Origin of the sequence: Variovorax sp. Root318D1, from assembly GCF_001424835.1 — a bacterium.
In the GTDB taxonomy this organism is placed as follows: Bacteria; Pseudomonadota; Gammaproteobacteria; order Burkholderiales; family Burkholderiaceae_C; genus Variovorax.
Window position 1 is genome coordinate 244,701 of sequence record NZ_LMCQ01000021.1, and the last position, 21,718, is coordinate 266,418.

General features: G+C 66.2%; 18 protein-coding genes. 7 read left to right on the top strand and 11 right to left on the bottom strand.

The window, feature by feature from the left end; all coding sequences use genetic code 11:
• Positions 1-31: 31 nt before the first annotated feature.
• Positions 32-790 carry a 3-hydroxyacyl-CoA dehydrogenase gene (locus ASC78_RS19675; RefSeq protein WP_055804934.1) on the top strand — a complete coding sequence of 253 codons (759 nt, stop codon included), beginning with the start codon at positions 32-34 and terminating at the stop codon, positions 788-790.
• Here ASC78_RS19675 and ASC78_RS19680 read toward each other — a convergent pair.
• Positions 738-1,682: a YihY/virulence factor BrkB family protein gene (locus tag ASC78_RS19680; protein ID WP_055804937.1), complete on the bottom strand. Its 945-nt coding sequence runs from the start codon at positions 1,680-1,682 to the stop codon at positions 738-740. The two genes, ASC78_RS19675 and ASC78_RS19680, sit on opposite strands and share 53 nt — an antisense overlap.
• Before the next feature lie 82 nt (positions 1,683-1,764).
• Here ASC78_RS19680 and dnaG point away from each other — a divergent pair, with 82 nt between their 5' ends.
• The 4 genes from dnaG (at position 1,765) to ASC78_RS19700 (ending at position 8,896) form a co-directional block, all read left to right on the top strand.
• Entirely contained in the window at positions 1,765-3,741 is a 1,977-nt protein-coding gene (gene dnaG, locus ASC78_RS19685) for a DNA primase (protein WP_055805101.1), read from the top strand.
• Between the two features lie 338 nt (positions 3,742-4,079).
• Positions 4,080-6,434, top strand: coding sequence for an RNA polymerase sigma factor RpoD (gene rpoD, locus ASC78_RS19690; RefSeq protein WP_055804941.1), 2,355 nt, complete (start codon positions 4,080-4,082; stop codon positions 6,432-6,434).
• 91 nt (positions 6,435-6,525) lie between these two features.
• Complete coding sequence (locus ASC78_RS19695) at positions 6,526-7,761, top strand: multidrug effflux MFS transporter (protein ID WP_055804944.1); 1,236 nt, start codon at positions 6,526-6,528, stop codon at positions 7,759-7,761.
• A 4-nt stretch (positions 7,762-7,765) separates the two neighbouring features.
• Positions 7,766-8,896, top strand: coding sequence for an HPP family protein (locus tag ASC78_RS19700; protein ID WP_055804947.1), 1,131 nt, complete (start codon positions 7,766-7,768; stop codon positions 8,894-8,896).
• 19 nt (positions 8,897-8,915) lie between these two features.
• Here ASC78_RS19700 and ASC78_RS19705 read toward each other — a convergent pair whose 3' ends face one another.
• From ASC78_RS19705 to ASC78_RS19715, 3 genes are read right to left on the bottom strand one after another with little or no spacing between them, the layout of a single operon-like run.
• Positions 8,916-9,881: a Bug family tripartite tricarboxylate transporter substrate binding protein gene (locus ASC78_RS19705; protein WP_235505145.1), complete on the bottom strand. Its 966-nt coding sequence runs from the start codon at positions 9,879-9,881 to the stop codon at positions 8,916-8,918.
• A 53-nt stretch (positions 9,882-9,934) separates the two neighbouring features.
• The gene (locus tag ASC78_RS19710) at positions 9,935-11,140 is read right to left on the bottom strand and encodes a CaiB/BaiF CoA transferase family protein (protein WP_055804953.1); all 1,206 of its coding nucleotides are present in this window, start codon (positions 11,138-11,140) and stop codon (positions 9,935-9,937) included.
• On the bottom strand, positions 11,137-12,108 hold the full coding sequence (locus ASC78_RS19715) for a hydroxymethylglutaryl-CoA lyase (RefSeq protein ID WP_055804955.1): 972 nt from the start codon (positions 12,106-12,108) through the stop codon (positions 11,137-11,139). The genes ASC78_RS19710 and ASC78_RS19715 overlap by 4 nt, the downstream gene beginning before the upstream one ends.
• Positions 12,109-12,225: 117 nt before the next feature.
• Here ASC78_RS19715 and ASC78_RS19720 point away from each other — a divergent pair, with 117 nt between their 5' ends.
• Both ASC78_RS19720 and ASC78_RS19725 read left to right on the top strand, forming a co-directional pair.
• Entirely contained in the window at positions 12,226-13,131 is a 906-nt protein-coding gene (locus tag ASC78_RS19720) for a LysR family transcriptional regulator (RefSeq protein WP_055804958.1), read from the top strand.
• A gap of 99 nt (positions 13,132-13,230) precedes the next feature.
• Entirely contained in the window at positions 13,231-13,965 is a 735-nt protein-coding gene (locus ASC78_RS19725) for a DsbA family protein (protein ID WP_055804961.1), read from the top strand.
• A gap of 18 nt (positions 13,966-13,983) precedes the next feature.
• Here ASC78_RS19725 and ASC78_RS19730 read toward each other — a convergent pair whose 3' ends face one another.
• The 7 genes from ASC78_RS19730 to ASC78_RS19760 form a co-directional block, all read right to left on the bottom strand.
• Entirely contained in the window at positions 13,984-15,681 is a 1,698-nt protein-coding gene (locus ASC78_RS19730; protein WP_157634493.1) for a tannase/feruloyl esterase family alpha/beta hydrolase, read from the bottom strand.
• A gap of 34 nt (positions 15,682-15,715) precedes the next feature.
• Positions 15,716-16,420 (bottom strand): ABC transporter ATP-binding protein, encoded by a 705-nt coding sequence (locus ASC78_RS19735; RefSeq protein ID WP_055804964.1) that lies wholly within the window; start codon positions 16,418-16,420, stop codon positions 15,716-15,718.
• Positions 16,413-17,174, bottom strand: coding sequence for an ABC transporter ATP-binding protein (locus tag ASC78_RS19740; protein WP_055804967.1), 762 nt, complete (start codon positions 17,172-17,174; stop codon positions 16,413-16,415). The genes ASC78_RS19735 and ASC78_RS19740 overlap by 8 nt, the downstream gene beginning before the upstream one ends.
• Positions 17,171-18,154, bottom strand: coding sequence for a branched-chain amino acid ABC transporter permease (locus ASC78_RS19745; RefSeq protein WP_055804970.1), 984 nt, complete (start codon positions 18,152-18,154; stop codon positions 17,171-17,173). The genes ASC78_RS19740 and ASC78_RS19745 overlap by 4 nt, the downstream gene beginning before the upstream one ends.
• The gene (locus ASC78_RS19750; protein ID WP_055804973.1) at positions 18,155-19,027 is read right to left on the bottom strand and encodes a branched-chain amino acid ABC transporter permease; all 873 of its coding nucleotides are present in this window, start codon (positions 19,025-19,027) and stop codon (positions 18,155-18,157) included. It abuts the gene before it with no gap.
• A 359-nt stretch (positions 19,028-19,386) separates the two neighbouring features.
• Complete coding sequence (locus tag ASC78_RS19755; protein WP_055804975.1) at positions 19,387-20,562, bottom strand: ABC transporter substrate-binding protein; 1,176 nt, start codon at positions 20,560-20,562, stop codon at positions 19,387-19,389.
• A gap of 152 nt (positions 20,563-20,714) precedes the next feature.
• Positions 20,715-21,701, bottom strand: coding sequence for a PDR/VanB family oxidoreductase (locus ASC78_RS19760; protein WP_055804978.1), 987 nt, complete (start codon positions 21,699-21,701; stop codon positions 20,715-20,717).
• Positions 21,702-21,718: the final 17 nt, after the last annotated feature.

Genomic DNA, 21,718 nt, shown 5'->3' on the forward strand with positions numbered 1-21,718 from the left:
ATAATGCAGGTCTCATTTCAGGAGACTCTCAATGCAGATCGACGGCAAGGTTTTTATCGTGACCGGTGGCGCTTCGGGCCTGGGCGAAGGCACGGCGCGCATGCTGGCGGCGAACGGCGGCAAGGTGGTCGTGGCCGACATGCAGGCTGAAAAGGGCGAAACGGTCGCCCGCGACATCGGCGGCGTGTTCGTCAAGTGCGACGTGAGCCAGGAGGCCGACGGCCAAGCGGCCGTTGCCGCGGCGCAGAAGCTCGGCAAGCTGGTGGGCCTTGTCAATTGCGCGGGCATCGCCCCGGCCGAGAAAACCGTCGGCAAGAACGGCGCGCACGCGCTGGCGGTGTTCAGCAAGACCGTCACGGTCAACCTGATCGGCAGCTTCAACATGATCCGCCTCGCGGCCGAGGCCATGAGCAAGAACGAGCCCGAAGCCACGGGCGAGCGCGGCGTGCTGATCTCGACCGCCTCGGTGGCGGCCTACGACGGACAGATGGGCCAGGCGGCCTACAGCGCCTCCAAGGGCGGCGTGGTCGGGATGACGCTGCCCATCGCGCGCGACCTGGCGCGCAACGGCATCCGCAACATGACCATCGCGCCCGGCATCTTCGGCACGCCCATGCTGTTCGGCATGCCGCAGGAAGTGCAGGACGCGCTCGCCGCCAGCGTGCCCTTCCCTTCCCGCCTGGGCACGCCCGATGACTACGCCAAGCTCGCGAAGCACATCATCGAGAACGACATGCTCAACGGGGAGGTGATTCGTCTCGACGGAGCGATTCGACTTCCGCCCCGGTAATCGGCGGGACCGCCGTGCTGCCGGTGCGGTCCAGGCGCTCGTACTGGGCGATGACCTGGGCGCCCAGCAGCACGAGCGTGGCGGCAATCTCCAGGCTCAGCAGCACCACGATGGCCGTGGTGAGCGAGCCGTAGACCACGTTGACCTGCGAGAGCGTCGAGAAGTACCAGATCAGCACATGCCGCGTGCCCTCCCACAGCAGCGCGGCGGTTACCCCGCCGAGCAGCGCGTGGCGCAGCGACATTCGGCCGGCCGGCATCACGAGGTAGAGCGAGGTCAGCATGAATATCTCGCCGCCCAGCCCCAGCAGGTAGAGCAGCATCCCCGATACACCCGAGAGCGACCAGTCGCGCCCGAACAGGTCGACGCTTTCCTGCCCGACCAGCTGCAGCGCGCCCGACACCAGCGTCATCAGCACCAGGCCCACGCACAGGAACAGGATGTACAGGTACGGCATGACGGCGGAAACCAGGAAATGCCGCCGGTGGTCGGCCTTGCGGTGGTGAAAGATCACCGCCATGGCGCTTTCGAGCACGCTGAAAGCCAGCGAGCTGAAGAAAATCATCGTCACCAGCAGCACGGGGCCCATCACGTCGCGATGGTCGAGAAAGTTCGACAGCTCCGTGACAATCGCCTTCGACTGGCCCGGCAGCAGCCATTCCAGATACCTTCCGATGGTGCGCAGCAGTTCGGCCTGCTCGATCAGGTGAGACATCGCAATGACGCTCACGATCAAAAGCGGCACGATGGACAGCAGCGCGTAGTAGGCCACCGCGCCCGCGAGCAGCAGGCCCTGGTTGGCGCGGAAGGCCTTGAGTGCATCCCAGACAAAATTCAAGGGATGGCGCAGCAACAGCGGTGCGGCGTGGTGCAATGGTTTGGGCGTCGTCATCCGTGGACTCCGGATCATTCGAGTATGGCGCCCGCACGCGGGCGTTCGGCCGCTTGCGTATGATTTGCCGCTCTTCGCCTACATGACCATCCCCGCCTCTTTCATCCAGGAACTCATCGCGCGCGCCGACGTGGTGGAGATCGTCGGGCGCTACGTGCAGCTCAAGAAGGCCGGCGCCAATTTCATGGGGCTGTGCCCCTTCCACGGCGAAAAATCGCCCTCTTTCTCCGTCAGCCCGACCAAGCAGTTCTATCACTGCTTCGGCTGCGGGGTACACGGCAACGCCATCGGCTTTCTCATGGAGCACGCCGGCATGGGTTTTGTCGAGGCGGTGCACGATCTGGCCGGCCAATACGGCCTGGTGGTGCCAGAAGACGATGCCTCCCCCGCCGAACGCGCGCGCGCCGCGAACCAGCGCCAGAAGCAGGCCACGCTGACGGACGTGCTCGAAAAAGCCGGCGAGGCCTACCGCAAGGCCCTTAGACAGGCGCCGGGCGCCATCGAATACCTGAAAGGCCGGGGCGTCTCCGGCGAAGTGGCCAAACAGTTCGGCATCGGCTATGCGCCCGCCGGTTGGCGCACGTTGGCCAGCGTTTTTCCGGACTACGACGACCCCTTGCTCGCCGAAAGCGGGCTGGTGATCGTCAACACCGAAGACGGCGCCGAAGACGCCAAGCGCTACGACCGCTTCCGCGACCGCGTGATGTTCCCCATCCGCAACGTGAAGGGCGAATGCATCGGCTTCGGCGGCCGCGTGCTCGGCGACGAAAAACCCAAGTATCTGAATTCGCCCGAAACACCGGTGTTCAGCAAGGGCCGGGAGCTTTACGGCCTGTACGAGGCGCGCGCCGCCTTTCGCGAGCGCGGCTATGCGCTGGTGACCGAGGGATACATGGACGTGGTCGCGCTGGCCCAGCTCGGGTTTCCGAACGCGGTGGCCACCCTGGGCACGGCCTGCACCACGGAACACGTGCAAAAGCTTTTCCGCTTTACAGAGTCGGTGGTGTTCAGCTTCGACGGCGATGCGGCCGGCCGCCGTGCCGCGCGCAAGGCGCTCGACGGTGCCCTGCCCTATGCCACCGACGTGCGCAGCATCAAGTTTTTGTTCCTGCCGGCCGAGCACGACCCCGACAGCTTCATTCGCGAATTCGGCGCCGACGCCTTCGCCCGGTTCGTGCAGGAAGCCACGCCGCTCTCGCGCTTCATGATCGAAGCCGCGCGTGAAGGCTGCGACCTGACCAGCGCCGAAGGCCGCGCCCACATGAGCAGCAACGCCCGGCCGCTCTGGAGCGCGATGCCCGACGGCGCGCTCAAGCGGCAGATGCTGAGCGAGATAGCCACGCTGGTGCAGCTCGACGCGGCCGCCTTGTCGGAGCTCTGGGCCGCCACGCCCGGTCCGCGCAAGGCCGCGGCAGCACCTTCGCCGCGCCATGGCAATGAGCCGGGCGACCCGTTCGACTACTCCGACATGCCGCCGCCATCGGAATACGAACCGCCGCGCTACGAAAACGATAGCAAACCGCGCGGCAAATTCACCAAAGGCAAGCGGTGGGGCGGCAAGTTCGAAGCGCCCATCGAGCCGCTGCGCGGTCGCGGCAAGCCGCCGAGCCGGCCCGACGTGGCGGTGCGGCTCCTGCTGTCGAACATGGCGCAGTGGGACGCCCTGTCGCACGAGCTTCACGTCATGCTATGCGACCTGCCCGGTGCGCACGGCGCGCTTTTCACCTGGCTCGACAGCCAGTTGCACGAGCATGGCGTGCAGCCCTGGGCGGCGCTGCGCGAAGGCATGCGCGGGCTGGATTTCGAACCTCTGGCGGAGCGCCTCATGGCCGTCTCGGAGAGCGCGCCGCCCGCCGAAGGCGAGGAAGCGCAGCATCTGACCGACGCCGCCAAGGAGCTTTCGAGCGTGCTCGACTTCATGCTCGATGACCTCCTCAAGGCCCAGCAAAGCGAGGCCATTGCCGCCGTGGGCTCGGACCCCAAGGCCCTGGAACGCTACAAGGCCTTGGAAGCTCGAAGACTGGAATTGCGCGCCCGCCTCAAGCCCTCAGGGTCATGAAAGTGCTTGAAATTTGCGCAGTAGGCTATAATGTAAGGCTTCGCAACTGGCGAAATTAGGCAAGAGCGACAGCAGCACCTCCGGGCCGACCCCTAGCGCAACGCACTCCAACGGAAAAAATCCGACGGAAAGGGTCACTTACCGCAAGGACTGCACACCAAATGTTCGCCCGACATCTTGCCTGACGAGGAATTTTCTTCCTCTTTCCCAATTGTTTTGTCCGTGCCTGTGCGCGGGCTTTGAGTATGGCCCGCGCCTGTGCGCGGGCTGTGGTGGCGCTGCCTATGTGGCGGTGCGCCTGTGATTTCGCTTGGTCCATCTTGCTGTAACGAGGTCGTATGCCCAGTTCAAAGAAGCCTGCTCCTTCACTCGCCAAAGGCGCCGCCCCAAAGTCTGTCTCAGAAAAACCGTTGAAAGCTGGCGCTATGCCGGCAACTAAGTCGGGTGCCGCCGCGTCCAAATCGGCAGCCGCAACGAAAGTGAAAACCGTGCCCACGAAATCGACTGTCATCGACGATCCGAAAAAAGCTGCCGCCAAGACGGCTGCCGCCGCCCCTGCCGCCAAGAAAGTAGGCCGTCCGCCCAAGGCTGCCGGCGCCGCTGCGCCCGCCACCGGTGCCAAGCGCGGCCGCAAGCCCAAGGCTGGCAATGACGCCCCCGAGAGCGACATCGACCTGTCGGACATCGAGGAAGATCTGGTCGGCGACGAACCGGCAACCGCGACGACCACCGAGGAAAAGGTCAAGCCGCTGCGCATGAAGATCAGCAAGGCGAAGGAACGCGCCTTAATGAAGGAGTTCGGCCTCGACGAGACCGTGCTCTCCGAGGAAGACCTGGCCAAGCGCCGCTCGCGCCTGAAGACCCTGATCACGCTGGGCAAGACCCGCGGCTACCTCACGCACGGCGAAATCTCCGACCACTTGCCCGACAAGCTGGTCGACGCCGAGACCATGGAAGTCGTGGTCACCATGCTCAACGACATGGGTGTGGCGGTGTACGAGCAGACGCCCGACGCCGAAACCCTGCTGCTGAACAACACCGCGCCCACCGCCACCACGGTCGAAGAAGCCGAGGAAGAAGCCGAAGCCGCGCTCTCCACGGTGGACAGCGAGTTCGGCCGCACCACCGACCCCGTGCGCATGTACATGCGTGAAATGGGCACGGTCGAGCTCCTGACGCGCGAAGGCGAAATCGAAATCGCCAAGCGCATCGAAGGCGGCCTGATGGCCATGATGGAAGCCATCTCGGCCTCCCCCGCCACCATCGCCGAAATCCTGCGCCTGGCCGCCGACATCCGTGAAGGCAAGGTCGTCATCTCCACCGTGGTGGACGGCTTCTCGAACCCCAACGAGGCCGACGACTACGTGGCCGAGGAAGACTTCGACGAGTTCGACGAGGAAGACGACGACGACGGCAAGGGCGGCTCCAAGGCCCTCACCAAGAAGCTCGAGGAACTCAAGCGCGACGCGCTCGAGCGTTTCGACCGCATCGCGGGGATGTTCGAGAAGGTCCACAAGATCTACGACAAGGAAGGCTACGGCACGCCGGCCTACCAGAAGGCCCAGCAGGCCCTGTCGGACGAGCTCATGACCATCCGCTTCACGGCCAAGACCATCGAGAAGCTGTGCGACCTGGTTCGCACGCAGGTCGACGACGTGCGCAAGAAGGAACGCGAGCTGCGCCGCATCATCGTGGACAAGTGCGGCTTCCCGCAGGACGAGTTCATTCGCGACTTCTCGGGCTACGACAAGAGCGGCAACCGCATCGCATCGAACCTGCTGAACCTGAAGTGGGTCGAAAAGCAGGCCGCCGCCGGCAAGCCCTGGAGCGCCGTGCTTGCGCGCAACATTCCGCCGGTGCAGGAACTGCAGCAGAAGCTCACCGACATCCAGTCGCGCGTGGTGGTGCCGCTCACGCAGCTGAAGGAAATCAACAAGCGCATGAACGAGGGCGAATCGTCCTCGCGCGATGCCAAGAAGGAAATGATCGAGGCCAACCTGCGCCTTGTGATCTCCATCGCCAAGAAGTACACCAACCGCGGCCTGCAGTTCCTGGACCTGATCCAGGAAGGCAACATCGGCCTGATGAAGGCGGTCGACAAGTTCGAATACCGCCGCGGCTACAAGTTCTCGACCTACGCCACCTGGTGGATCCGCCAGGCGATCACGCGCTCCATTGCCGACCAGGCGCGCACCATCCGCATCCCGGTGCACATGATCGAGACCATCAACAAGATGAACCGCATCTCGCGCCAGCATCTGCAGGAGTTCGGCTTCGAGCCCGACGCCGGCATCCTGGCCGCCAAGATGGAGATCCCGGAAGACAAGATCCGCAAGATCATGAAGATCGCGAAGGAGCCGATCTCGATGGAAACCCCCATCGGCGACGACGACGATTCGCACCTGGGCGACTTCATCGAGGACAGCAGCAACACGGCGCCCATCGAAGCTGCCATGCAAGCGGGCCTGCGCGACGTGGTCAAGGACATCCTCGACAGCCTCACGCCGCGCGAAGCCAAGGTGCTGCGCATGCGCTTCGGCATCGAGATGAGCACGGACCACACGCTGGAAGAAGTCGGCAAGCAGTTCGACGTAACCCGCGAGCGCATCCGCCAGATCGAAGCAAAGGCACTGCGCAAGCTCAAGCATCCTTCGCGTTCCGACAAACTGCGCAGCTTTATTGATACGCTCTGAGCCGGTCTCCGGTATTTCTCTCTGATGAGGAGGCGCCCGCAAGGGCGCTTTCTTTTTGGCCCCTACCGACAAGAAAAATGGAGCAACTCCCATGAATCCCGATGCAGCCAAGCTCTGGCAAGCCCCGCGCTGGGCGCTTGCCGTGCTGCTCGCCGTACTCGGCATGCTCGGCCCCTTTTCCATCGACACCTACATTCCGGCCTTCTCGGGCATTGCGCGCTCCATCGGCGCCACGCCGGCCGAAATGCAGCAGACACTTTCGGCCTACCTGTTCGGCTTTGCGTTCATGAACCTGTTCCATGGCGCCCTGTCGGACAGCTTCGGACGCCGGCCCGTGGTGCTGTGGGGGCTGGCGGTGTTCACGCTGGCCTCGCTGGGCTGCGCGCTGTCGCAGAACATTGCGCAGCTGGTGCTGTTCCGCGGGCTGCAGGGCCTCTCGACCGGCGCGGGCATCGTGGTCTCGCGCGCCGTGATCCGCGACATGTTCCCGCCCGCCGATGCGCAGCGCGTGATGAGCCAGGTGACCATCTACTTCGGCGTGGCGCCGGCCATTGCGCCGATCGTCGGCGGCTTTCTTTTCGTCCATGCCGGGTGGCACGCGATCTTCTGGTTCCTGGTCGCGGTCGGCGTGATCCTGTTCGTGGCCAACTACAAGCTGCTGCCCGAAACGCTGCACCAGAGCCAGCGCCAGCCGTTCCAGGTGCGGCACCTGATGCGCGGCTACTGGGACCTGTGCTCCGACCCGCGCTTTCTGCTGCTTGCATTCGCGAGCGGCGTTCCGTTCAACGGCATGTTCCTCTACGTGCTGGCGGCACCGGCCTTTCTCGGCGACCACCTCGCCCTGGCACCGACGCAGTTCTTCTGGTTCTTCCTGCTGACCATCGGCGGCATCATGTTGGGCGCATGGGCCAGCGGCCGCATGGCGGGCAAGGTGGCCCCCAAGCGGCAGATCCGCGACGGCTTCTTGATCATGCTGGTGACCTCGCTCGTTAACGTGGCTGCCAACTCGCTCTTCACCGCCCATGTCGCCTGGGCGCTTTGGCCGCTGGCGGTGTTCGCGTTCGGCTGGGCGCTGATGGTGCCGGTCGTCACGCTGCTGGTGCTCGACCTCCATCCCGAGCGGCGCGGCATGGCCTCGTCGCTGCAGGCCGTGATCGGCTCCACCGCCAACGGCGTGGTGGCCGGCGTGGTGGCACCGCTGGTCATGCATTCGACGCTGGCACTGGCGCTCACGTCCACGCTGATGCTGGGCATTGGCCTGGTCGCCTGGGTCTGGCTGCATGGGCAGTGGCCCGAAATCGGCCGCCGCGTCGCCGCGGAGGCCTGACGCCATGCCGCAGCTTTCTGCCTTGTTGACGCACGCGCGTGCCTGGCTGCCGGGCCGCAACACCGTCGACGCGCGCGAGCGCATGCGTGCCGTGGCCGGCGCGGCCATCGGGCTTTTGATCACCGCGCTGCTGTGCCGCTGGATGGCCGAAGCGGTGGACGTCAGCATCTGGCTGATCGCACCGATGGGCGCGAGTGCGGTGCTGGTGTTTGCCGTGCCCGCGAGTCCGCTGGCGCAGCCCTGGTCGGTCATCGTCGGCAACACCCTGTCGACCGTGGTGGGCATTGCCTGCGTCCGCTGGATACCCGATCCGGCCTGGGCCGCCGCGGTGGCCGTTGGCGCCGCCATCGGACTGATGTTCGCCACGCGCAGCCTGCATCCGCCCGGGGGCGCCGCGGCACTGCTTGCCGTGCTCACGCACACCGACCACTTCTCGGCGGCGCTGTTCCCTACCCTCGCCAATTCGCTCCTGCTGGTGCTGGCGGGCGTGGCCTACAACACCTTCACGGGCAGGCGTTATCCCCATGTGCAGGTGGTGCGGCCGCCTTCGGCCGATGCCCGCTTCAGCCAGGCCGACATCGATGCCGTGCTGGCGCGCTACAACCAGGTGCTGGACATCAGCCGCGACGACCTCGAGTCGCTGATCCAGCAGACCGAACTGGAGTCGTACAAGCGGCGGCTCGGCACGCTGCACTGCGCCGACATCATGTCGCGCGACCCGGTGTCGGTGGAATTCGGCACGCCGCTGCAGGAGGCCTGGACGCTGATGACCCAGCGCCGCATCAAGGCGCTGCCGGTCACCGACCGCACGCGCCGCGTGGTCGGCATCGTGACGCAGGCTGATTTCTTCCGCCTGCTCGACCTGGAGCACCACGAAGGCATCGCCGGCAAGCTGCGCGACCTGATCCGCGCCACGCGCACCGTCGTCTCGAACAAGCCCGAAGTGGTCGGACAGATCATGACGCGCCAGGTGCGCGTAGCCAGCGCCGACCGGCCGGTGGTCGACCTGGTGCCGCTTTTCTCGGAAGGCGGGCATCACCACATTCCGATCATCGACGGCGAGAGGCGCCTCGCCGGGATGATCACGCAATCAGATTTCGTGCGCGCGCTCTATCGCGCGGTGGGACCGGCGTAACGGAACAAGGCTCAGAGCCTTACTCGAGCACGACGTTGGCCTTCTTCACCAGCGCCGCATAGCGCGCCGCTTCACTGCGGAAATAGCTCGCAGCCTGCTCGGGCGATGTGGGCTTGATGACGTTGCCCTGCTTGTCCATGGCATCGCGCACCTCGGCGCTCGTGAACGCCGAGGCCACGGCATCATGCACGCGCTGGATGTCGGCCGCCTGCATCTTCGGCGGGCCGATGACCGCGAACCAGCCTTCGACCACGTAGCTGGGGAGGCCCTGCTCCGCGATGGTCGGAATGTCGGGCGCGGCCGGCGAGCGCGTGGGGCCGCACAGGCCGATGGCGCGCAGCGCGCCGCTCTTGAGGTGCGGCTGCACCGCGGGCAATGCCACCACGCCCATTTCCACCTGGCCCGCGATCATGTCGGTGACCATCGGGCCCGTGCCCTTGTAGGGAATGTGCCGCGCCTTCACGCCGGCCTCGTCCATGAACATTTCGCCGGCCAGGTGAATGATGGTGCCGTTGCCCGACGAGGCGTAGTTGTAGCCTTCGGGCTTGGCGCGCAGCAGCGCCACCAGCTCCTTCACGTTCTTGGCCGGCAGCTTCGGATTGACCACCAGCACCAGCGGCGTCGCACCCACCACGCTGATCGGCGTCACGTCGGTGATGGCGTCGAACGGCATCTTCTTGTACACCGCCGGATTGATGACGTGGTTATTCGACACCACGCCCAGCGTGAGCCCGTCGGGCGCAGCCTTGACCAGCGCCGACGTGCCGGTGATGCCGCCCGCACCGGGCAGGTTCTCGATCACCACCGGCTGCCCGAAGGCCTTGCCGAGCGCCACGGAAGCCGCGCGCACGATGGCGTCCACACCCGAGCCGGCGCTGATCGGCAGGATGAAGCGGATGGGTTTGTCGGAGCCCTGCGCGAGCACGGGGCATGCGGCCAGCGCGGCGGTGGAGGCGCCGAAGCCCAGTACGGCACGGCGGGTCATGGGGGGAAGAATCTTGTGCATGGCTTTGTCTCTCTTTATGGTTCTGAAAACACTCAGGCAACCGCCGACTCGGCCCGCATGGCCGCCATCTGCGATTCCGCATAGCCGAGCTCGGCCAGCAGTTCGCGCGTGTGCTCGCCAAGCGTCGGCGGATCCAGGCGCACGCCCAGGCGCTCGCCGCCCAGCGTGATCGGGAACAACGTCGTCTGCGCTGTCTGTCCGGCGCGCTCGCCATCGGGCAAGCGGATGTCGGCAAGGCCGCCGGTGGCTTTCAGGTGCGGGTCTTCGTAAAGGTCTTCGGGCCGGACGATGGGGGCGAATGGCAAGCCCCGTGCTTCGAAGATGGCCGACAGCTCGGCCGCCGACCGATCGGCCAGTCGCTTGCGCAGGTCCGCCAGCAGCGTTGGCCGCACACGGACCCTGTCGTTGTTGGTGCGCAATGAGGGGTCGGCCTTCAGGTCGTCGAAGCCGAGCGCATCGCAGAACACCGCCCATTGCGCATCGCTCACCGCGGCCAGGAAAATCTGCTCGCCGTCCTTCACCGTGAACACGTCGTACAGCGCCCAGGCCGAGATGCGCTCGGGCATCGGCGCCGCGGCTTGGCCCGTGATGGCGTACTGCAGCATGTGCTGGCCGACCAGGAACACGTTGTTCTCGAACAGCGAGGACTGCACTTCCTGGCCCTTGCCGGTCTGCGCGCGCTGCATCAGCGCGGCCATGGCGCCGATGGCGCCGAACATGCCGCCCATGATGTCGTTCACGCTGGTGCCCGCGCGCAGCGGATCGCCGGGACGGCCGGTCATGTAGGCCAGGCCGCCCATCATCTGCACCACCTCGTCGAGCGCCGTGCGGTGCTCGTAGGGGCCGGGCAAAAATCCCGTGTGATTCACATACACCAGGCGCGGATTGAGCTTGCTGAGCGCGGCATGGCCGAGCCCATATTTGTCCATGGTGCCCGGCCTGAAATTCTGGGCCACCACGTCGGCCGTGGCGCACAGGCGCAGCGCCGCTTCGAGCCCTTGCGGGTGGCGCAGGTCGAGCGCGATGCTCTTCTTGTTGCGGTTGAACATCGGGAAGAAGCCCGCGCCCGCGCCCAGCAGGTGCCGCGTGCGGTCGCCGTCGATGGGCTCGACCTTGATCACCTCCGCGCCCAGGTCGGCCAGCACCATGCCGCAGGTCGGGCCCATGACCATGTGCGTGAATTCAACGACGCGGATGCCAGTGAGCGGCAGGCGTTTTTCTTCGGTGTTGACGTTCATGCAGCTGCTCCCGCCGTTGCCACGAAGGTCTTGGGAAAACCCGCGCGCCACACGGTGCCCTGCAGTGTCTCGCCCTCCAACCAACCGGCCACGCGCCGGCGGAGGTCGAGCAGCTTCGGCAGATCGATGCCCGTGCCAACGCCCATGCTCTCGAGCATGAACACAAGGTCTTCGGTGTCCACATTGCCGCTGGCGCCGGGCGCATGCGGACAGCCGCCGATGCCGGCCAGGCAGGCATCGAAACCCGGGATGCCGACTTCGAGCGCCGCGTACACGTTGGCGAGCCCGAGGCCGCGCGTGTCGTGGAAATGGCCGCACCACAGGCGGTCGCCCGCGATGCGCCTTGCGCGCTCGAACAGGCTGCGCACCATCGCGGGATCGGCATAGCCGACGGTGTCGGCCAGGCTCACGCGGTCGGCGCCGGCGTCGAGCAGCGCCTGCATCAGGCGCAGCACCTCGTCGGGCGCCACATGGCCCTGGATCGTGCAGCCGAAGGCCGTGCCGACGCCACCATCGATCAAGGTCTTCGAGCCCGCGGCGTCGCGCGCTGCACGAATGCGAGCAACCTCGGCCACCACTTCGTCTGGCGTCTTGCGCAGATTGGCAAGGCTGTGCGCATGACTGGCCGACAGCGGGACCATCATCAGATCGGCCTCGCCCGCAATGGCGAGTTCGGCGCCCCTGAGATTGGGCACCAGCACCGAGGCAAAAAGCCCCGGCAGCGTCTTGGCGTACGCCAGCAGCTCGGCCGTGTCGGCCAGCTGCGGCAGCAGGCGCGCGGGCACGAAGGAGCCGACTTCGATCTCGCGCTGCCCGGCGGCATGCGCATCGCGAATCCATTCGATTTTTTGAGCAGTGGGCAACGTTCTCGCAATGCTCTGCAGGCCGTCGCGCAACCCCGATTCGCGGACGACCGCGCGGGGCGGCAGAAAGGCGTGCGCTGCGCGCGCGGCCGTGGCTTCGTTCAAGGTGTCTCCTTTGAAGGTCTGGCGCTGATGTTAGAAGTTCCTATTCGATTCAGAAAATAGATTTTGGAAGCCAATTCGTTCCAAAATGGAATATCACATCGCTCGACTGGAACCTCCATGCGCGACCTCGACCTGACCACCCTACGCCTCTTCGTCTCCGTCTGCGAAACGCGCAGCATCGCGCGCGCGGGCGAGCAGGCCAGCATCGTCGGCTCGGCCATCAGCAAGCGCCTGGCGCAGCTGGAGGACACGGTGGGCACGCCGTTGCTGCTGCGCAAACGGCGCGGCGTGGTGCCGACCGCGGCCGGCGAAACGCTGCTGGAACATGCGCGCGCCATGCTCGGCAGCGCGCAGCGCATCGAGCGCGACATGGCGGCCTACGCTGGCGGCACGCGGGGGCATGTGCGAATCCTTGCCTCGGCCTCGGTGCTGGCCGAATCCCTGGCCGAAGACGTCGCCAACTTTCTGCAGAACCCAGCACACCGCGACATCCGGATCGACATGGAAGAGCGCGTGAGCCCGGAGATCGTGCGCGGCATCCGCGAGGGCAGTGCGTCGATCGGCCTGTGCTGGGACGCCGCCGACCTCGACGGCCTGCAGCGGCGCAGCTACCGCAGCGACCACCTGGCCATCGTGGCGCACCCCTCGCACCCGGCGGCGCGGCGCGGCAAGGTGCGGTTCGAGGACGTGCTCGATCACGAGTTCGTCGGCATGCCCGCGCTGAGCGCCGTACAGCTGATGCTGGCCCGCGAGGCGGCCGTGGCGGGCAAGCCGCTGGTCTATCGAGTGCTGGTGACCAACTTCGACGCCGCCCTGCGCGTGGTGCGCGCCGGCCTCGCCATCAGTGTGGTGCCGGCGGAAGTGGCGCAGCCCTTTGCCGACACCTACCGCCTCCGGCTGATGCCGCTCACCGATGCCTGGGCGCGCCGGCGTTTCGCGATCTGCTTTCGCGACGAAGCGTCGTTGTCGCTGGCGGCGCAACTGCTGGTGGCGCATCTGGAGCAGTGCGCAACGGATCGCTAGGTACCCTGACTCGAACGGAATCAGAAACTGTTCATTGGCGAAAGCGGGGTTTTTGTTTCCGTTCCTGAAACCTAACATTCGGGCAAAGGAAATCACGCAATGAACGACAACACCACTTCACCGTCCGGCGCCACGCTGCACTACATCTTCGATCCGATGTGCGGCTGGTGCTACGCAGTGGCACCGCTGGTCGACGCGGCGCGCAACGTGCCGGGCCTGGAGGTGGCGTTTCACGGCGGCGGCATGATGACCGGTGCCAATCGGCGCCCCATCACTCCGCAGTGGCGCGACTACGTGTTGCCGCACGACCGCCGCATCGCCGAGCTCACGGGCCAGCCTTTCGGGGAAGCCTACTTCGAGGGCCTGCTGCGCGACATTGGCGCAGTGATGGACTCCGAACCGCCGACCACCGCCATCCTCGCAGCCGAAGCCTTGCGCGCCGGCGGCGGGCTGGACATGATTCATCGGCTCCAGCGCGCGCATTACGTCGAAGGCCGGCGCATCGCCGATGCGCAGGTTCTCGCTGCAATAGCCAAAGAGCTCGGCTTCGATCCGGATGCGTTTGCCTCGGCCTTCGCGCGCCTGTCGGGCGAAGCGACGTCGAAGCACATGGCCGAAAGCCGCCAGTGGCTGCAGCGCGCGGGCGGCCAGGGCTTTCCGACCTTCGTGCTGGCGCAGGCCGACGGCACCGCGAGCCGCATCGACATCGGTCCCTGGCTCGGCCGGCCCGAGGAATGGAAGGCCCAGCTGACAAAGCTCGTGCCGCCCGTGCCCGTGGCAGCGGATGCCGCCGCCGGCTCGGCGTCTTGCGGTCCGGACAGCTGCGCGATCTAGGCGTTCAGTCGCGCCCCGCTACCTGATGCACTGGAAGCTCGCGGCCTGCGACACGTCCCCGCCCGTGAAGCGCGGCCACAGCGGCCACTCGCACAGCGGGCGGGCGCGAACGATCCTGAACGGCGGCTGCACTTCCTGCTCGGCCAGCTGCAGGCCGGCCGGAGCGCGGCCGCGCTCGACCCAATCGGCCAGCGCTGCGAGCATGTCGACGTTTGCCGGGGCTCCGCTGCCCACGTGGTCAACGCCCGGCGCGGTGTACAGGCGCATGAAGCGGTCCGTGTTGTCGCGCCCCATTCGCGCCACCACAGATTCGTAATAGAGGACGCCGGCGAACGGGCTCTGCGCGTAGTCGGCCATGTGTTCGAGCATCAGCAGCTTGCCGCCGCGCGCAGCAAAGGCGCTGAGGTCGGGGTCGGTCGAATCCATCAGCTGCGACACGGTGGCGATGCGCGCGGCAAAGTCTTCCGCGCGGTAGTTGCGCACGTCGAGGGTCGGATTGCGCGCATAGAAATACTGCAGCGCGCCGCTGCCGTAGAACCATGCAATGCCATTGCTCGGTTGCGGCGGCACAGTCGGCGCCGAGGTGCCCGTCCACCACGCGTTCCACCCGCCCATCGACGCAAAAGCCGGCGTGCCCTCGCCGCCAATGCCCCAGCCCGGATACACCGCCACACCGTTGGCCAGTGGCACGGGTGAGCGCCACGGCGAACGCAGTGTGCGCACCGCCTGCACCTGCGCATCGTTGAGGCAGTTGTCGCCGCTGGTGCCGGCGGCGCAGCGCAGGCTCGCAGGATCGAAGCGCTGCAGGCAGGCCACGGGGTTCGACACGATGCGGTCCGCCGCGCCGTCCGCGGCATCACACGACGCCAGCACTGCGTTATGCACCAGCTGCACCTGCGCCGGCCGGAGCCACCCTTCGCCGAAGGTGGCAATGCCGTTGCGCGTGCCGGCGTGCTGCAGCCCCGTCCAGTTGATGACCGGTACGCGGCTGAAGATGCCGTCGAAGTCCTGCGGATAGCGCTGCGCCATAGTGAGCGCCTCGCGGCCGCCTTCGGAACTTCCCACGAAGTACAGCTTTTGCGGCGCTTGGCCGTAGGCGCGCTGCATCAGCGCCACCGCCACGTCGCGCACCTTCTTGTACGAGGCGTGCGCAAAGTTCACCAGCGCTTCGTCGTTGAGCGCAAAGGCCTGCGGCGGCTGGCCGGCCACGTTCTGGTGGCCGGAGTCGGTGCCGTAGGTTACGTAGCCCTGTGCCAACGGCGTGGGCCGGTCGAAGCGGCCGGCCGGTACCAGCGAGAGGCCGGTGATCAGCACGCCGTTGAACCCGCCGCCGCCGTACTGCACGCTGCGGCCGTTCCACGCGAGCGGCAGGTTGACCTGAAACAGGATCGGCGGCGCGCTGGGATCGAGCGGCGCGATGCGGCCCAACACCTTGCAGTGCGCAGGCGTGGGCGGTGTGATGCGCGATGCGGGGCTGGGGCCGCGTTCTGCGACAGCCAGTGCGGACGCAGGCACCAGCGTTGCGGAATCGATGGTCGCCGCGCCGCTCGGCAGGCCGATGGCCGCGGATGCAACCGGGGCCGCGAGCGCCGCGCAGGCCGCTGCAGGATTGGCGCCGAGCGGGAGGCTCTGCGACCCGGTGGTGCTGCAGGCTGCAAGCAGCACGGCGGAGGCCAACATGGCGCCCCCGCGAAACAGTGTTTTCGGGATCGCCATGTGTCCGTCTCCTTCTTCTTCGTCGTCGGAATTGCTACCGGGCCACGCCCAGCAACCGTTCGAGCACCTGCGGCTGGCTGCGCAATGCCGCTGCGCTGTCGGTGTGGACGATGGTGCCGTGATCGAGCACCACCGCGTGGTCAGAGATCGCGAGGATCGCCTGCGGGTGCTGCTCCACGATGATCGCGGCCAGCCCCTCGTCCTGCGTGATGCGGCGGATGGCGCGGAGCAGCTCCTCCACGATGATCGGCGCCAGCCCTTCGAGCGGCTCGTCGAGCAGCAGCAGCTTCGGGTTCAGCACCAGCGCACGGGCCACCGCGAGCATCTGCTGCTCGCCGCCCGAGAGCTGCGTGCCGAGATTCGTCTTGCGCTCGGCCAGGCGGGGGAACATCTCGTAGACGCGCTGCGGATTCCACTTGCCCGGCCGCTCCACCGCGGTGAGGTTCTCATGCACCGTGAGCGACTTGAAGATGTTGCGCTCCTGTGGCACCCAGCCGATGCCGGCCGCGGCGCGCTGGTGCGGCGCCAGCTTGTGCAGGGCCTGCCCACTGAGCGAGATGCTGCCGCCGTGCTGCCGTGTGGCCCCCGCCAGCGTGTTGATCAGCGTGGTCTTGCCCGTGCCGTTGCGGCCCAGGAGCGCCATCGTCTGGCCCTCGCCGAGCGCGAACGCCACGTCGTGCAGCACCACGGCCTCGCCGTAGCCCGCGCTCAGGTTCTCGATGCGAAGCAGTTCAGACATGGGCATGCTCCCCGTGGCCGAGGTAGACCTCTTTCACCTTCGGATCGTTGGCGATCGTCTCAGGATCGCCCTCGGTCAGCAGCGTGCCGTTGACCAGCACCGTCATGCGGTCGGCAAAGCTGAACACCAGATCCATGTCGTGCTCGATCAGCAGCACCGACACATCGGCCGGCAATGCGGCCACGGTCTGCAGCAATTCCTCGCGCTCCCCTGCGGGAACGCCCGCCACGGGCTCGTCGAGCAGCAGCACGCGCGGCTCGCAGGCCAGTGCGATTGCAATCTCCAGCAAGCGGCGCTTGCCGTACGCCATGAACTTGGTCTGCTGCTGCGCCACGTCGCCCAGATGAAACTGCTCCAGCAGTTGCGCCGCGCGCTCCGTCACGGCCTTGGTGGCCCCCAGCGGGCGCCACCATTGCGATGCGATGCCTTGATGCTGCGACACGACGAGCGCCAGCGTCTCGAGCGGCGTCATCGAGTCGAACAGCTGGTTGATCTGGAAGGTGCGCACCAGCCCGCGCGCCACGCGCTTGTGCGGCGCCAGCGTGGTGATGTCTTTGCCCAGCAGCGAAATGCGGCCTTCGGTCGGCGTGAGCACGCCGGTCAAGAGGTTGATGAGCGTGGTCTTGCCGGCGCCGTTGGGGCCGATCAGCGCATGGCGCGCGCCGCGCTTGAGTTCCATGGTGACGTTGTTGGTGGCCGTGATACCGCCGAAGCGCATCACCAGTCCCTGCGTGGAAAGCACGGTTTCAGTCATACCGCGCCCCCCTTCTTCTTGCCCAGCCACGTCCACGGCTTGAGCACGCGGTCGCGCCCCACGAGCACCAGCAGCACCAGCAAGAGGCCGATCCAGAACATCCAGTATTGCGGCGTCACGGCCGAGAGCCAGTTCTGCAGCAGCTTGAAAACGATGGCGCCTGCCACACCGCCATAGAGCCAACCCACGCCGCCGATCACCAGCATCAGCAGCACATCGGCTGAGCGGTCGAAGGCCAGCACGTCGAGCGAGGCGAAGCCGGTGGTCTGCGCCAGCAGCGCACCCGCGGCACCGGCAATGCCCGCGGCCACGGTGTAGATGACGACGACCCGCGACACCACCGGAATGCCGATCGCCATGGCGCGAAGCCGGTTGTCGCGAATGGCCTTCAGCGTGGCGCCGAAGGGCGAATGAACGAGCCGGCGCATCACGAGGAACAGCACGAGCATGACGCTGAGCGAATACCAGGCGGCCGTGCGGCCGAAGAGATCGAACTCGAACAGGCCGAGCACGGGTCCCATCACCACGCCCTGCAGTCCGTCGGCGCCGCCGGTGAGCCAGTCGAGCTTGTTGGCGAGTTCGAGCAACAGCAGCGCGGTGCCGAGTGTGACCATCAGCCGCGTCAGGTCGCTGCCGCGCAGGATCGTGACACTGGCCACGAGGCCCAGCAGCGCCGACAGCACGGTGGCGAGCACCAGCCCCACGGTCGGGTCTGGCATCACGAGCTTGGCAAACAGCGCCGCGGTGTAGGCGCCAAAGCCGAAGAACGCGGCATGGCCGAGCGACACGATGCCTGTGTAGCCAAGAATCAAGTCGAGCGACATTGCGAACAGCGCGACGATGGCGATCTCGTTGACCAGCAGCGAATGCGAAGGCATGACGAAAGGCAATGCGAAGGCCGCGGCCCACACCACGAACTCGAGCGGGCGCCAGCGCGCCTTGCGCAACAAGGCCGACTCGTACGATGAAGGTGCGCTCATTCAGCGGCCTCCCTTGCGCGTGAACAGGCCTTGGGGCCGCCACATCAGTATCAGGATCATGAGCAGGTAGACGGTGAATGCACCCATCTTGGGAATGAAGTACTTGCCCGCCACGTCGGCAATGCCGAGCAGCAGCGCGGCCGCGAGCGGCCCGGTGATCGACGAGGTGCCGCCGACCGACACCACGATCAAGAAATAGATCATGTACTTGAGCGGAAAAATGGGATCGAGTCCGAGAATCTCGGCGCCCAATGCACCACCCAGGCCCGCAAGCCCGGAGCCCACCGCGAAAGTCAGCAAAAAAACGATGTTGACGTTGATGCCCAGCCCCGCCGCCACACGCGGGTCATCGACCGCGGCGCGCAGCCGGCTGCCGAAGCGCGTCTTCGACAAAATGAGTTGGAGCACCACGGTGAGTACTGCACACACGGCAATGATGAAGAGTCGGTAGTGCCCCATGCCGAGCAAGAGCACGCCATCACCGATCTCGGTGCGGCCACGCAGCCATTCGGGCAACTGGATGTTCTGCTGCGAAGAACCGACAAAGTAGTCGACGGCAGCCACGGCCATAAAGGCGAGTCCGATGGAGAACAGCACCTGATCGAGATGCGGCTTGCCATACATCGGCCGGTAGAGCGTGCGTTCGAGCAGCGCCCCGGCCAGCGCCACCACGATGAAAGCGAGCGGCAGGCAAGCCAAAAACGGCATGCCCAGTTTCTGCATCGCAAATACGGTCAGATACCCGCCCGCCATGGCAAAGGCACCGTGCGCGAGGTTGATGAAGTTCATCAGCCCGAGCGTCACGGCCAGCCCCACGGCAAGCACAAAGAGCAGCATGCCGTAGGCGATGCCGTCGAAAAGAATGGTCAACATGTCATTGTTCCGCTACGGCGTTTGCTTTGGCTCGCTTGTTTTTCGGTTCTTGTTCGGGGCGCTGCTGTTTCAGGGCGCGTGCAAAGGCCACCGGGTACTCCCCTCCGCGAATGTCCCCCGCCTTCGGCTCCTCCTTTATTTCGCTGCGGGGAGCACCCGATGCCCTGTGCACCAGGGCAAGCCGCTGGTGCGTGGCCGATCAACCACCGCTCCGTGCAACGCTTCCGTCGATGGGGTGCCTTGCGCAGCGAAATAAAGGAGGAGGCCGCAGGCCGAGGGACATTCGCGGAGCAAGGTACCCCGTCGGCGGGAGCGCGCCCTGAACAGCGACGAATCTCATGCCACCCGGCCCCCGAAATTCACTTTGCCTTGCCCGGATCCTTCACACCCTTGATCACGTCGAACTCGACGTTGTACAACTGGCCGTCTTTCTTCTCGACCTTACGCAGATACACGTCCTGCACGATGTCGCGCGTCTGCGCATCGATGTACACCGGGCCGCGCGGGCTCTCGAATATCTGACCCTTCATGGCCGCCAGCAGCGCGTCGCCGCCGCCCTGACCCTTGGTGGCCTTGAGCGCTTCGTAGATCACGCGCATGCCGTCATAGCCGCCCACGGCCATGAAGTTGGGGCGCATCTTCGGGTTGGCCTTCTGGAAGGCCTCGACGAACTTCTTGTTCGCGGGCGACGGATGCGCGGCCGAGTAGTGGTGCGAGGTGACCACGCCCAGCGCGCCATCGCCCATGTCGTTGAGCTGGTCGTCATCGGTCACGTCGCCGGTGGCGATCATGCGGATACCCGCCTTGTCCATGCCGCGCTCGAGAAACTGCTTCATCACCGCGGCGCCGGCACCCGAGGGCACGAAGACGAACAGCGCGTCGGGCTTGGCGTCGCGCACCTTCTGCAGGAACGGTGCGAAGTCGGGGTTGCGCAGCGGCACGCGCAGCTTCTCGATCACCTTGCCGCCGTTGAGCTGGAAGCGCTCGCTGAAAAACTTCTCGGCGTCGTTACCTGGGCCGTAGTCGGCCACCAGCGTGACCACCGTTTTCACGCCGTTCTTCGGCGCCCAGTCCCCCATGGCCACCGACACCTGCGGCAGCGTGAAGCTCGAGCGCACGATGTAGGGCGAGGCCTCGGTGATGCTCGACGTGGCGGCGGCCATCACCACCTGCGGCGTCTTCGATTGGGTGGCCAGCGGGGCAGCGGCCAGCGCGGCCGGCGTGACGCCGAAGCCCGCGATCACGTTCACTTTGTCGTTGACGATGAGTTCCTGCGCCAAGCGCTTGGTCACGTCGGGCGTGGCCACGTCGTCCTTGATGATGAGCTCGATCTTCTTGCCCGCCACGGTGTCGCCGTTCTGCGCCATGTACAACCGCGCCGCCGCTTCGATCTGCCGGCCGGTGGACGCCTGCTGGCCGGTCATGGGCAAGATGAGGCCGATCTTGAACTTGTTGCTGTCCTGCGCACTGGCAAGCGACATGGAGAGCGCAAGCGCCGTGAGGCCTGCGGTCTGGATGAGTTGGCGTCTTTGCATGAAGTTTTCCTTGAACGACGAAAGCGGATATCGGGCTATTTTTCAACACTTTGCAACATCCGGCGGAGCAGGCAATCACCTACTCCGCCCCCGGGTCGGACCTTTGTTGCGCGGTGAACAAATGAACTGCGCGATGATCGCGCAGCACGTTTTCAACTGTCGGGCCGGTACGCGGAGTCCAGCGTGAGGGTGCCCACGGCACGCGATACGCAGGCGCAGATGCGGGTGGCCGCTTGCTTCTCGTGCTCGCTCAGGAACACGTCGCGGTGGTCGATTTCACCCTCGACCGCAAGCACGTCCATGGCGCACAAACCGCACTCGCCGCGCTTGCAGTCCCAGAGCGTTTCCACGCCGGCGGCGTCGAGCGCCTCGAGCAAGGTGCAATCTGCCGGCACGGTGATCGCCAGGTCGTGCCGGGGAATGCGCACGGTGAAAGCCTGCGTCGGAAGCCGGCCGCTGCTGCCGAAGGTTTCGAAGCGCAAGTCCGCCGGGGCCCGGCCCGCCGCCTGCCAGGCGCGCTTGACGGCTTCGAGCATCGGCACTGGGCCGCAGGTGTAGAGCTGGCCGCCCGCGGGCAGGGCCGAGATGGCCGCCGCGAAATCGATGGGCGCCGCGCCCTCATGCGCGACGACATCACCGCCCAGTGCTTCGCGGAGCCGGTCGAGGTAGGCCAATTCGCCCGCATGGCGCGCGCCGTAGAGCATCTTCACCGGCACGCCGCTGCGCCGCGCGTGATCGCCCAGGCGCTGCGCCATCATCACGAGCGGCGTAATGCCAATGCCGCCGGCCACCAGCAGGTAACCAGGCGCCGAGAGGTCGAGTGCAAAGTGGTTCTGCGGCGCACTCACCTGCAGCCGGTCGCCGACGGCCAGGCGCCACATGGCGAGCGAGCCGCCGCGGCCGTCGTCGAGCCGCTTGACGGCAATGCGCCAGCACTGGCCGTCGCCCTCGCCCACCAGCGAGTACGAGCGTGTCTGCAGCTTGCCATGGGCGGCCATCACCTGCACCTGCAGATGCGATCCGGGCTCGTAGGTGGCGGCAAAGCCCATCTCGGGCCGCAGTTCGAATTCACGCACGGTGGGCGTCACGTCGCGCAGCGCAACGATTTGCGCCTGCATCCATTGAAGGTCGTTTTTCATCGGGAGAAAACCAGCGG

Excerpts from the sequence above, each read along its gene's own strand:
- ASC78_RS19675 (WP_055804934.1), top strand. The coding sequence starts at position 32 with ATGCAGATCGACGGCAAGGTTTTTATCGTGACCGGTGGCGCTTCGGGC.
- ASC78_RS19680 (WP_055804937.1), bottom strand. The coding sequence starts at position 1,682 with ATGACGACGCCCAAACCATTGCACCACGCCGCACCGCTGTTGCTGCGC.
- dnaG (WP_055805101.1), top strand. The coding sequence starts at position 1,765 with ATGACCATCCCCGCCTCTTTCATCCAGGAACTCATCGCGCGCGCCGAC.
- rpoD (WP_055804941.1), top strand. The coding sequence starts at position 4,080 with ATGCCCAGTTCAAAGAAGCCTGCTCCTTCACTCGCCAAAGGCGCCGCC.
- ASC78_RS19695 (WP_055804944.1), top strand. The coding sequence starts at position 6,526 with ATGAATCCCGATGCAGCCAAGCTCTGGCAAGCCCCGCGCTGGGCGCTT.
- ASC78_RS19700 (WP_055804947.1), top strand. The coding sequence starts at position 7,766 with ATGCCGCAGCTTTCTGCCTTGTTGACGCACGCGCGTGCCTGGCTGCCG.
- ASC78_RS19705 (WP_235505145.1), bottom strand. The coding sequence starts at position 9,881 with ATGACCCGCCGTGCCGTACTGGGCTTCGGCGCCTCCACCGCCGCGCTG.
- ASC78_RS19710 (WP_055804953.1), bottom strand. The coding sequence starts at position 11,140 with ATGAACGTCAACACCGAAGAAAAACGCCTGCCGCTCACTGGCATCCGC.
- ASC78_RS19720 (WP_055804958.1), top strand. The coding sequence starts at position 12,226 with ATGCGCGACCTCGACCTGACCACCCTACGCCTCTTCGTCTCCGTCTGC.
- ASC78_RS19725 (WP_055804961.1), top strand. The coding sequence starts at position 13,231 with ATGAACGACAACACCACTTCACCGTCCGGCGCCACGCTGCACTACATC.
- ASC78_RS19730 (WP_157634493.1), bottom strand. The coding sequence starts at position 15,681 with ATGGCGATCCCGAAAACACTGTTTCGCGGGGGCGCCATGTTGGCCTCC.
- ASC78_RS19735 (WP_055804964.1), bottom strand. The coding sequence starts at position 16,420 with ATGTCTGAACTGCTTCGCATCGAGAACCTGAGCGCGGGCTACGGCGAG.
- ASC78_RS19740 (WP_055804967.1), bottom strand. The coding sequence starts at position 17,174 with ATGACTGAAACCGTGCTTTCCACGCAGGGACTGGTGATGCGCTTCGGC.
- ASC78_RS19745 (WP_055804970.1), bottom strand. The coding sequence starts at position 18,154 with ATGAGCGCACCTTCATCGTACGAGTCGGCCTTGTTGCGCAAGGCGCGC.
- ASC78_RS19750 (WP_055804973.1), bottom strand. The coding sequence starts at position 19,027 with ATGTTGACCATTCTTTTCGACGGCATCGCCTACGGCATGCTGCTCTTT.
- ASC78_RS19755 (WP_055804975.1), bottom strand. The coding sequence starts at position 20,562 with ATGCAAAGACGCCAACTCATCCAGACCGCAGGCCTCACGGCGCTTGCG.
- ASC78_RS19760 (WP_055804978.1), bottom strand. The coding sequence starts at position 21,701 with ATGAAAAACGACCTTCAATGGATGCAGGCGCAAATCGTTGCGCTGCGC.